The following is a 12,212-nucleotide window of genomic DNA, read 5'->3' on the forward strand; positions in this document are numbered from 1 at the left end:
TATCCAAATGTGATAAATCTACCATATAGTGTATTAGATTTATTCCAGTTCTTTGTTATTTTACGTAATTATTTACCATGATCCTTTTCTTAAAAAAAACCAATATAATACTTTGTTTTTCTTTCATAATCTGTTGTTCTGAATTATTTTCACAACAATATACCGAAAGAGATATTGATTCTCTATTGATAAAAACAAACGAAGTGCTTCGGACCAGAGTACCTGATAAAGATCTTATCCTTTGGAATAAAAATATCATAAAATCGGCAGTCAAAATTGGCTACCACAACGGAGAGGCAATGGGGTATGTCAATATTGCGAACCGCTATATATTTGAAGGAGACACCAAAAGAAGTCTGGAATACTTAAACAAAGCAGCAGATATATCTAAAGGAAACGATGATAATTTTCTTTTCGGTAAAATGTATCAGGAGTACTCCCAGACCTATAATAAAATGAACCTGAACAGCCTGGCTCTTGATTACAGTTCAAAAGCTATGCATTATGCCTTAAAACTGAGAAAAGATAACCGCGACTGCCGCTTGTTTTTACGCTATGTTTATTCAACAAGATCACTTTCTATGTATACTGTTAATAAGCCTGATTCTGCCATTATCTATCTTCATAAAGCTATTAAAATAGAGGCAAATCCCCTGGATGTAGCTCATATTGGACGTCATTATACTTTATATATTAAAAAACCTGATTCTGCTGAATATTACTTCCGGAAAGCTTTTGATCTTCTCGAAACTAAAAATTTCAAACATAACAAATATCAGAGAGCTGTTGTTTTGAGTGATTATGGATTATTCCTGCAAAGTCAGAAAAAAAATGATCAGGCTATCATGGCATTCAAACAATCAATTGAGCTTGCAAAGCAAGTAAAAAGGCCAATTCTTATTCTTGACAACTATAAAAGATTGTCTGAGCTTTACAAAGAAGCGGGCGATCCTAATCAAGAAAATGAATACCTGAACAAAGCAAATTCATTGAAAGACAGCCTGGATAATAACCAAACCCAAGCCATTGATCTTTCTATTATTAAACTAACCAAAGAAAAAGAAAAAGAAAAAATTCGGCTCGAAACTAAAAGCAATACTGTTTTGTGGTACGGAGGTATTTCATTATTATTGATCATTACATTGACTCTTTATTTTTATTTACGCATAATAACAAAGAGAAAAAAGCTGGCGGAAAGTAACAAAATAATTCTTGAAATAGAAAAAGAAACAAAAAAGTTAAGGAAAAAACTGAATGAAAATTACGACAGTATCATCCAGCTTGCCAGAGAAAATAATATCGATTTTTTTCCTAAGTTTCAGGAAACATATCCAGAGCTGTGTAATGAACTGTTAAAAATTAATCCTAACCTTTCCAAGTCCGATCTATCCTTTTGCGCCATGATATGGCTGGGATTTTCTTCAAAGGAAATTGCTCAGTCCACCTCTATGGAGCACAGATCTGTACAGACAAAAAAGTACAGGATACGAAAAAAACTGAATTTAGAAAGCGAAGTCGATCTTCATCATTTTTTCAGATCATTATCAGATACATAGATTCATATTTATCCATAGAAGACGGGTATAAAATTTTGTAACAGGCATATAATGTATAAGTGATGTACCTAATATGCATATATGATGTAGGAATAATTTGCTAAACATGTCTCAAGTAAACTAATATTGTACTAACAAATGATTAGATCAACAAATGATGAAAAAAAATTTATTACTAACAGATTGTTTATCATCTTCTCCTTTAGGGTAAAATCACAAGTGAGAGTTAATACAAGTAATCCTCAGGGAATATTCAATGTTGACGGGTTAAAGAATTATCCGTCAACAGGTATTCCCACAGCGGCCCAAGCTCAAGATGATTTGGAGATCTACCGACTGAGATACCGCTAGGGAAGAACAGCAGCAAATTCTTTAGGTTTTGCATCATATATTCCTAATGCTACCAATTCCTACTTAGTGCAAGATGATACAAGATTGGGAAGTATAAATAGTAACAATTCCCGTACAATATCAAGGAACAACTGCCTAATTTTCGGTTATCCGGTACAAAGAATTCAGTGGCGCCCTGTAGCACAGCAGTTTATCAATATAAGGCCTCAAAGCTTAAGTGTGAATATGTTTGTTTATTGGGAAAATAATTATTCCAAAAAATTAGAAATACAAGAAAATGGTTATGATATTAAATGACAGTACCTAATAAAAAAATGAAAAGATACTATTTATCCACCCTCAAAGTGAAGCTCAGCAAAACTGATCCTTCGGTAAAGAACTGTAAAAGTGAGCATTTTTTCTTACCTCCGCATTAAAATATTGTATCAACTTTACTGATAATAGAATATTTAGTCCTGATAAACCTTATCTATGATGACTGACGTTGAAAGTAATTAGAATTGATAAATAAGGATTTGTTTTTTCAGTTTTCCCATTAAATCAAAAAAAGCTTCCTTAGAGGAAGCTTAAAAACATAATTAAAAAAGTTCCATAAAAATGGAAAGTATAAATATAATATTTAAAATAGAAAAAAACGGAATATTTGAATTTATTTAATCAAAATGAAATTTATATGCTTCCAAATGGCTATTTATATCGAGTAGCAGGAATTTTTATAATAAATAATATATTTAGTTTTAACATAAACATTGCTACAATTTGTGTATTTCTAAAGTAGAAAAAACTAAAAAATATGGATTTTATAAAATATAATATTAGAACAAAAAAAATTCATTTTAAGATATAATTTTTCCAATACACATGATTCTTTTATAGTTGGGATGATGAGAGATTACTCATGAAATTATCAGAAAACCGGCTATCCGGAATATTTTAATAAAACTGAGGTATTATTGTTTTAATTCAACAGAATAAGACGTTTCAGAAGTTTTACTTTTAAAACAAATAAGCAACCTCATTTTTGAGGCTGCTTATTTTGCTTTTCATTTCGGTAATATCTTACTGTTTCCAAAAAGTCCAGACTTTGCCGTTAAAAACAGCTAACTGTTTATTAAAAGTATCATATACCATCATTCCCGGAGCAGGGTTGACGATAGTAAGATGCGGGCTGGCCACTTTCGGCAATATCATTGCTTTATTACTATCTTCCAAAACCAAAATACCTGGAGTAGAGGTTGGCGTACCTACAGATGTTTTGGCAGCCGTATTTTCTGTAGCTGCATTTTGAATAGTCACACCATCCACATTAGTCACCGGATCAACGGTGGTTCCTGAAGTGTCTACCGAAAGGTCTTTCCAGCCTGAGGCATATTTTACCTTCACTTTTTTATCGATAAGGTCATATACCATTGTTCCGTTCACAACACCTGCTACAGCTCCCGTTGAAGTTACCCAGGGCAAAATCATTCCCCGGTTAGCAATTTCAAAATCCAGCGAAGCGGATGGAGACGAAACGGATGTTTTACCTATTGCAATCTGTGAAAAAAGAACTTCACAGAATAGGCTTAATATGATTACAAAAATATTTTTCATCTTGAATATATTTAAAAGTAAGTTGATTAATTAGTAGGACAAGTTTGGGTATTAAAGCATGCCCATCCGGCAGCAGTTCCATTCGTGTTCACCTGTAAACAATCCAGGGTAATATTATAGACCATCATTCCTTCTACGAGATTTGCAGCTGGAATATCAATAATCTGTGCAGAGGTCAGCCTGTTGAGTACAAACCCTTTCGTTTTGGCTTCAAGAGCAGTCCAGGCACCTTTTCTTACCATCGGCCAATTATTGCCTGCTGTAGAAACGCCTGCTCTGGCAAGAGAAGTAATTCCCATAGGCGTATCTAAAGCTGTTCCTGCTGTCACCGCCGACTTGTAACACACTGCCTGAGTATCCGTGTCTGTTGCCGTATTATTGGTATTATTGACCTCAGTTATGTTAGACGGAGGGGTAATGGTTACTGTATTGACAAGGTTTCCAGAATAGGCAAAAGGTATATTTACCACAACTGTATACGTTACAGTACCTCCAACAGGAAGGCTCACCAGGTCATTAATTGCTCCTGATTGTGTTCCGGATACGGAGGTAGTGGCTCCGCCTGCCACCACTGCAGTGTAAGTGACATTCGCAGGTGGAATTCCTGCAGGAACAGGATCTGAAACAGTAGCACCCAGAACTCCAAAAGGCCCGCTGTTACTTGCCGTTATAGTATAGGTGGTAGCGGTACCGGGAGCATATGTTGAAACTCCGTCTGTTTTAGTTACAGCAATATCAGCACTAAAAGCTATAGGGGTAGAAACACAATGTGCACCATCGTTTCCGGAACTTGGGGGTGCATTTGAGATGAGAACCCTCTGTCCTGTGGTGAGATTAAACTGATAGAAACCTCCTGCATTATCAACTCCATACATTTCACTTGTGCTGGAAGCAAACATGGCTCCAAAACTCGCAGCTCCAGGCGTAATTCCTATGGGAACCACAGTTCCTGTAGTAGGATTAATGGACACAAGCTGTCCATTTGTTGAGTTTACACCATACAGCAGTCCGGTAGTTATGCTATATGCCATATCAGGTAAATTGACACTTGCTGAAAGTGTAATCAATGTAGCGGTTAAGGTTGTAAGATTTATTCTGTAAATCTGGTTATTATTGGTATTTAATTTCACATAGTAGTTCCCCAGGTTATCTATTTCTCCGGAGTTGTATATAACTGCACCAGGCAACCCTGTTACCGTCCCGAGTGTATTATAGGTACCGTTGGCATTGATACGGATAACGGTATTAGAGTTGGTAAGCATTCCGTACATGAAACCATCCAGTGGATTAATGCCTATCGCATTATAATTTGTAGCAGAAGCAGGGCCGATCTGTGTATAGGTAAACGGATTGGTAGCAGTATCTACATTATATAAAGTATTGAATTGAGAAAGGTACATATTGGTAGCACACCCGAATCCTGTCAAACACTGAGTATCCTGAATCGCTGAATTCGCTGAAGTCCCGACTCCTTGCCCCTGATCCGCCCCTGAATCTGCAGCGCCACCAGAGTTTACAATTACCGGTACCCCTTGTGCGTCAACAGCTCCTGCAATACTTCCATTTGGATTTAGCTGGGCAACAACTACATTTTCATCTCCTTCAAGAGAATCATAACAGCCATCTCCGTCAGAATCCAGATCCAGATAATCTGGTGTTCCATCTCCGTCTGTGTCTCTGTGATTACAGAAAGTAACTGTATTTTGTGAAATAGTTATCAATCCTCTATTTCCTCCATTTCCGGCACCTGTACCAGCAGTACTGGTAAATGCCGTGTAGTCCCATGTATAGGTATTACCGTAATTTATTTCAAAAGGTAATGTTGAGGCCCCAGTGGCTGGATTAGTAGTATTCTGGAACTGCATCCTCGAATAATATCCGCTTCCCAGGACTGCTCCGGAATTGGCTGCGTTAAAAGCTGAAAACAAATTGAGCGCAGTATTGCTGCTATAAGAAGATGTTCCCGTTACTGTAGGTAAACTTCCTAGGGTAGTAGTGAAATTTCCCAATTGGGTAATTCTACTGGTGCTTAGCAGATATCTGAACCATGAATCTGGTGTATTTGGTGATGCCCCGCTCTGATCTTCAGTGGTTGTATTATTAGCAGGTAAACTTGTATACAAAGAAGTTGTATTAGGAAGTATTCTGAATTCAGTGGCTGAAGTATTGAATGCACTCCAGGTATGGTTTTGTGCATTAACCGTATTATTAAAGTCTGAATAGGCAAAAGGAACACTAAAACTACTTCCTAATGAGGTTACTGCAGGACCGGAAGTTAAGGCATAGACCAGATTAAAGTTTCCGCCGTTAATCCCTATCGTAGCTCCTGCCAGGGTGCTGGCCATATTCAGAGTATAGACGCTTTGAGATGTGCAAAAGCCTTCAGCTGTATCTGGAATGCCGTCATTATCATCATCCAGATCCAGGGCATTACTAATTCCATCACCATCTGTATCAATAATAACCGGCGTAGGAGTTACGCTGGCGGTATTATTTGTGGTGTCAGGATCCAGAAGGTCTCCGGAAATAGTAGCTGTGTTCGTATAGCTACCTGCGCTATTTACAGTAGCATTGACTTGTAAAGTAGCAGTTGCACCAGCATTTAGATTTCCTATAGTCCAGACTCCGGTTCCGCTATTATAAGTCCCTGTGGAAGCTGTAGAACTTACATACGTGTATCCAGTTGGGAGGAGATCATTTACAGTTACATTGGTATTGTTAGAAACTCCTGAATTACTTGCGGTAACAGTAAAATTAATAGTGCTTCCTACAGGAGGGCTAGAGTTATTTATTGTTTTTGTAACTCCCAAGTTCGATTCTGATGCAGTTACCCCCAGCATATATCCATCTCCTGCTGTGTTTGAGGTTCCATGCCAGTTAGTCCCCGTGTTGGCAGCAGCTCCCCGTGTAAATATTCTTAAAGTTATTGTTGTTATGCCTGTACCTGATACTAATACTGTTCCCCTTGAAGCATTTGCTGCTGCACCATCAGGAGTTGTGGCTGAATTCAGTATCTGAGTAGAAGTGACGTTCAGAAGTGCTGTACCCGATACTTTTGAAAAAGAAACCGGGACATTGGAAGACACATAATCAAATTCTGCAGTATAAGATTGTGCGTTTGAGGTTCCTCCTAATGCATTGATCTGCAGATATGGATTATTAACAGGTCTGCTAAAGGTAAGAGTTAAGTCTGCCATTTGCCAGCGCTGATTTGTAGCTCTTCCGGCAGCTGTCAGCGGCTGAACATTGGTGGAAAAATTGATCGCTCTGTTTGTTGTAATGTCAATCCCGGTCCCTACCGGTGCACCACTGCTCGTAAAAGGAGTATTTGCAGTTGTACTTCCGAAAGCATTCATTAATGTTAGAATAGGTTCCGCCGGATAACCCATGAACACAACTCCGTTATAACCTGCGAAGTTGGCTTGTGTATACTGTTGGTTACTCATAGTATAAGTAACGTTAAAAGCAGTGGGATTTGCGTAAGTAGCATAAGTACTGCCGGTAGGGTTGTCCGTATTATTTCGCAGTCTAATTACAGTACTTCCTACAACATTTGTTACATTGGCAGTGGGATTACCGTCGCCAGTGGCCATCTCTAAGGAAGGAGATTGAGCTTTTAAACAAACAGTGGATAGCACCACTATCAATAAAAAAAGTCTGCTCTTAATAGCTTCCTGATCTATGATGACTTTAGAAAATAGGCTTTTTCTCATAATTTATATTTTACACTAAAATAGTAATTATTATTTATAAATAATAAGTATTTAATTATTTTTTTGTTAAGATTTTAATTAAACATCGTATTCATTGGTAATATGGATGTTTAAATCATTTCTAATAAAAAGATTTTCTGAGTTTTTCATAACAGCTATTTTCTACCTTTTGTTTTTAAATTTTTCAGTGATAAAAGTCAATTGATTGTTTTATCTCCGGGATTTTTTTATTCAGTATAAAAGAATAAATCTGCTTATCATTATTATCAGATTTTTTCAAAATACGCTCATGATATTAATGAAAACATTCTATCACTTAAAAAAATAAAAATCAGCAGAGGCAAAAAGTGCAATTCAAAGCGAAAACCATCCATTGTTATGCGTGAAGAATTAAGTCAACTTTGTATTATTAAAAATAACAACAATTCAATATTTAAATAACATGAAAAATTTAATTTTAAGTCTCGGATTATTTACAACATTAATATCCGGCTCTGCATATGCACAACAGTCAGGGGTAAAGCGAACAGATCTTCAAAGACATACCATTGAAGCTGAAGACTATGAAACTATTCAGGCACGCATAGATCTGGAACCAGGCAAATCAGTGGGCATGCACTCCCATCCCGGAGAAGAGCTTATTTATGTGCTTGAAGGTATATTTGAATACCAGTTAGAAGGTGAGGAGCCTGTAATTCTCAAAGCTGGTGAAGTACTTTTTGTTCCGGCCGGAAGGAATCATTCAGCAAAAAATATTGGTGAAGGGAAAGCCTCAGAACTCGCAACATATATTGTCAGAAAAGATAAGCCTCTGCTTTTATTTAAAAAATAACCGGAATCACAAAATCAAGAATAAAAGCCAGCAAAACAGAGAAATCATAGTATTGCTGGCTTTTAATTTATTAATTTTACAAACAGACATTTTAACGCGAAGAAACTAACAACAATCTTTCAAATCCTGCAATGATAAAGGAATTTTCATACAAAAAATTTGGCAACCTGGAATTCAGTAAAACCTCAATTCAAAACGATTCACTCACAACAATAAATGAGCATATCAAAGTCCTGTTTATTCCCCAAAATGCTATCATTCAGGTGGATTTTCAGGAAATCGAAATGAAAGCCGACACCTTATTATTCATCAATCCACACGTCATTTTAAAACCCTGTGAAACTATCGGAGGGCAGCTAATGCATTTTAACCGTGACTTTTATTGTGTAGAAATTCATGATCAGGAAGTAGCGTGTGACGGTATATTGTACAATAATGTGTTTGAAATCCCTTTTATAAATTTAAACGAAGAACAGTCTTCCGAAATTCAAAAGATCATCAGAGATATCCAGTCTGAATTGAAAGATGAAGATTCCGGGACAGAAGAGATGTTAAGGACATTGCTAAAACTCATTATTCTGAAATCTACCCGTATCTGGAAACAGCAGCATCAATTATCTGACAAAGAGCAGCAGGCGGATGTTCAGTTTTTAAGAAAATTCAGCAAATTGGTCGAGCAACATTACAAAACGTTTCACACCGTTGCGGATTATGCGGATTTGCTGTGCGTTACTCCAAAAAATTTGAGTAAAAAAATAGGATTAGTCAGCAAGGACACTCCCAATGATATTATAAAAAACCGTATTATTCTTGAAAGTAAGCGGCTTTTGGCACATACGACAATGAACGTGAAAGAAATTGCCTATAGTCTGAATTATGAAGACGATGCTTATTTTGTCCGCTTTTTCACAAAGCATGTAGGGATATCACCAACCAGCTTCAGAAAACAGTTTTAAAGAACCACGTTTTATGTAAACACCCAAAGCACGATCTGACAGATCGTGTTTTTTTATACTCTGAATTCCTGGAGATAGCTTTTGATTTTTCATAAAACCGATTAGGTAAAAAGTGCAATTCAAAGCGAAAACCATCCATTGATAGGCCTTTAAAATTACCCCAACTTTGCAGTAACAAAAACAAAGTAATAACAATTAAATAGTAAAGACATGAACAAGTTTACAGTAAAAGACGGAACAGAGATTTATTTCAAAGACCTGGGCGAAGGACAGCCGATATTCTTTCATCACGGATGGCCATTATCATCTGACGACTGGGACGCACAAATGATGTTTTTCCTGGAAAAAGGATTCCGGGTAATTTCCCATGACAGAAGAGGGCACGGAAGATCTACACAAACGTATAAAGGTAATGATATGGATACTTATGCTGCGGATGTAGCAGAATTGGTTGAATTCCTGAATCTGAAGGATGCGATCCATGTGGGACATTCAACAGGTGGTGGTGAAGCTATAAGATATGCTGCACAATATGGTAAGAACCGGGTCGCTAAAGTTGTTTTAATAAGTGCTGTAACACCTTATATGATAGCCGATACAAACAATCCCGACGGAGTTCCACTGGCTGTATTTGACGACATCCGACATAATACACTGCATAACAGACAGCAGTTCTATCAGGATCTTACCATACCGTTTTATGGCTACAACAGAGAAGGCGCTGTCATAAAGAAAGGGATACAGGATAACTGGTGGCGACAAGGAATGATGGGAGGTATAAAAGCGCAATACGATTGTATTAAGGTATTTTCTGAGACGAATTTTACGGAAGACCTGAAAAGTGTAGAAATATCTGTTCTGGTTCTTCATGGTGATGACGATCAAATTGTTCCCTATGCGGCAACAGCAGTAAAAGCTGCAGAAATTCTGAAAAACAGTAAGCTGATTATTTATCCGGGTTTCTCACACGGTATGCCCACAATCAATGCTGATGTAATTAATGAAGATATTTTATCATTCATAAAAGAATAAAATCAACCGGGAAAAAGTGCAATTCAAAGCGAAAACTGTCCATTGATGTGCCTTTAAAATTACCCCAACTTTGTACTATCAAAAAATAACAACAACTCAATATTTAAAGATCATGAAAAATTTAATTCTAGCAATCGTATTATTTACAACATTAATTTCCAGCCATGTATTTTCACAAACTAAAAGAACTCCTGCATCCTTCGGAAGGGAAGAATATATTGAAGTAGAAAAGAATGTGCGGCTTCATGTAACCGATCTTGGTGAGGGTGAGCCTATTGTTTTAATTCACGGATGGCCATTGAGCGATGCCATGTATGAATATCAATATGCCGATTTTATTCAAAAGGGTTACCGGGTGATCGGGATTACGTTAAGAGGATTCGGATTATCCGATAAGCCCGGAGGAAAGTATAACTATGATGTTTTTGCGGATGATATTAAGGTTGTTTTAGACAAACTGGACATTAAGAATGCCACAATTGGCGGATTTTCCATGGGAGGTGCAACGGTGATTCATTATGTAGCCAAATATAATGCGGCCCATGTTTCCAAAATGGCATTATTCGGAGCTGCAGCACCTATCTGGACAAAACGCGCAGACTTTAATTATGGTTTATGGACCAAAGATGATGTCAATGGGCTCATTAATCTCAACAATACAAACCGTCCGGAGTTATTCGCCACATTCGGTAAAATATTCCCTGCCAATGATACCAGTGTATCTCAAGGGCATGGTGCCTGGTTAGGAAATATTCAGGCTCAGGCATCACCTTACGCCATGGCAGAAGGGCTAAAAACCCTAAGAGACAGTGACCTGCGTAATGATCTGAAAAAAATAACAATCCCAACTCTGATCTTACACGGGAAGTTAGATAAAATCTGTTCTTACGACCTTGCTGAACAAATGAAGGATTTACTTAAAAATGCCACTTTGGTACCTTTTGAAAAAAGTGGTCATGCACTTTTCATCGAGGAACTGGAAAAATTTAATAGCGAATTATTCAACTTCATCAAAAAATAAATGAAAACCAAAAGAGGTTAGTTTGCAAAAGCTAACTTCTTTTATATCTTATAAGTCATTGATATGAGCAAATTTATATTTTTCCTGTTTTCGCTGACATTGTTGTCATGCAGTATAAAAAAAGGAATTATGACGGTAAAACATACTGATTTAGCCGAACCAATAGGCCCTTACAGCCATTCAGCCAATTATGAGAATTTGATATTTGTTTCAGGTCAAATCGGATTAGATCAAAACACAAATAGTTTAAAACCGGGAATTGAAGAACAGACAGTTCAGATTCTCGAAAACCTAAAGATTATCCTAGAAGACAACAACTCCGATTTTGAACATATTACAAAAACAACCATTTTTGTTACCGATATGAAGCATTTTGAAATAGTCAATAAAATATATAGCAGATATTTTCGTAATCGTTTCCCTGCAAGGAGCACTATTGAAGTCGCATCTTTGCCTCGAAGCGCGAGTATAGAAATTGAATGTATAGCTGTTAAGAAATAGCCATAAATCCTGAAAAGGAAAATATTCTGTTTCGTTTTCCAAAGATCAATGTTATCTAAAATTCATATGTCTTATTTTGAAGTGATCCGTTCATAATGACATTTGGAAGTTATAAAGATAAAGCATTCAAAGTGATTAATATAATGAGACTAAATAGTTTTTCCAAAAAAATGAAAATAAGAGATGTATATCGATTTTAAAATATTGATATAAGAATTCTATTATTCTGTTAAAAATCAATAAAATAATTCACCATGTGTTGTGTAATTTAAAATGATTTTGGATATTTACTTATCAATTAAATCAAAATATCAATTATGAAAAATCTAAGAAAATTAAACAAAGGAGAATTAAAGACTATTAAGGGGGGAAGACCTCCTCTTGGGTGCAATAGCTGGGACCCCGTTGCCGGTTGTTGCAGAGCATGGGCTGCCGGCTACTGTGGCAATTCTACATGCCCAGATTCACCTCCTCCAGCTTGCTAATTAATTTTTCTCAGTAATAATTTGAACTGTTGCAACAAGTTCTGAGATCTAAATCTGATTCAAATTATCAACACATAAACTCCAGTGCCTTAATCTTGTGGTATTGGAGTTTTTCTTTAATTAGCCATGATACTTTCTCTTGGCGCGCAATTTCAATATACAGTTCAACAAT

9 protein-coding genes are annotated in these 12,212 nt (G+C 36.6%); 7 read left to right on the forward strand and 2 right to left on the reverse strand.

Going from position 1 to position 12,212, the window contains the following annotated elements; genetic code table 11:
* The first annotated feature begins 203 nt into the window (after nt 1–203).
* A complete protein-coding gene (locus tag J4Q03_RS14965) occupies nt 204–1,556 on the forward strand; it encodes a tetratricopeptide repeat protein (protein WP_426048938.1) in 1,353 nt (450 codons plus the stop codon).
* A 1,410-nt stretch (nt 1,557–2,966) separates the two neighbouring features.
* On the opposite strand, the gene J4Q03_RS14970 is transcribed toward J4Q03_RS14965, so the two are convergent.
* Together J4Q03_RS14970 and J4Q03_RS14975 are read right to left on the reverse strand one after the other, a co-directional pair.
* On the reverse strand, nt 2,967–3,500 hold the full coding sequence (locus tag J4Q03_RS14970; RefSeq protein WP_426048939.1) for a hypothetical protein: 534 nt from the start codon (nt 3,498–3,500) through the stop codon (nt 2,967–2,969).
* 26 nt (nt 3,501–3,526) lie between these two features.
* On the reverse strand, nt 3,527–7,213 hold the full coding sequence (locus J4Q03_RS14975; RefSeq protein WP_426048940.1) for a DUF6923 family protein: 3,687 nt from the start codon (nt 7,211–7,213) through the stop codon (nt 3,527–3,529).
* 442 nt (nt 7,214–7,655) lie between these two features.
* On the opposite strand from J4Q03_RS14975, the gene J4Q03_RS14980 reads away from it, so the two are divergent.
* The 6 genes from J4Q03_RS14980 to J4Q03_RS15005 all read left to right on the forward strand — a co-directional run bounded on the left by J4Q03_RS14980 (nt 7,656) and on the right by J4Q03_RS15005 (nt 12,040).
* Nucleotides 7,656–8,045 carry a cupin domain-containing protein gene (locus tag J4Q03_RS14980; RefSeq protein WP_426048941.1) on the forward strand — a complete coding sequence of 130 codons (390 nt, stop codon included), beginning with the start codon at nt 7,656–7,658 and terminating at the stop codon, nt 8,043–8,045.
* Between the two features lie 131 nt (nt 8,046–8,176).
* Nucleotides 8,177–9,001, forward strand: coding sequence for a helix-turn-helix domain-containing protein (locus J4Q03_RS14985; RefSeq protein ID WP_426048942.1), 825 nt, complete (start codon nt 8,177–8,179; stop codon nt 8,999–9,001).
* A gap of 210 nt (nt 9,002–9,211) precedes the next feature.
* Nucleotides 9,212–10,033 (forward strand): alpha/beta fold hydrolase, encoded by an 822-nt coding sequence (locus tag J4Q03_RS14990; RefSeq protein ID WP_426048943.1) that lies wholly within the window; start codon nt 9,212–9,214, stop codon nt 10,031–10,033.
* Nucleotides 10,034–10,145: 112 nt separating this feature from the next.
* Nucleotides 10,146–11,054 (forward strand): alpha/beta fold hydrolase, encoded by a 909-nt coding sequence (locus J4Q03_RS14995; RefSeq protein WP_426048944.1) that lies wholly within the window; start codon nt 10,146–10,148, stop codon nt 11,052–11,054.
* 129 nt (nt 11,055–11,183) lie between these two features.
* Nucleotides 11,184–11,555 (forward strand): Rid family detoxifying hydrolase, encoded by a 372-nt coding sequence (locus J4Q03_RS15000; protein WP_426048945.1) that lies wholly within the window; start codon nt 11,184–11,186, stop codon nt 11,553–11,555.
* 317 nt (nt 11,556–11,872) lie between these two features.
* A complete protein-coding gene (locus J4Q03_RS15005) occupies nt 11,873–12,040 on the forward strand; it encodes a bacteriocin-like protein (RefSeq protein WP_426048946.1) in 168 nt (55 codons plus the stop codon).
* Nucleotides 12,041–12,212 lie beyond the last annotated feature (172 nt).

The organism is Chryseobacterium sp. NFX27, from assembly GCF_049887855.1.
In the GTDB taxonomy this organism is placed as follows: Bacteria; Bacteroidota; Bacteroidia; order Flavobacteriales; family Weeksellaceae; genus Chryseobacterium.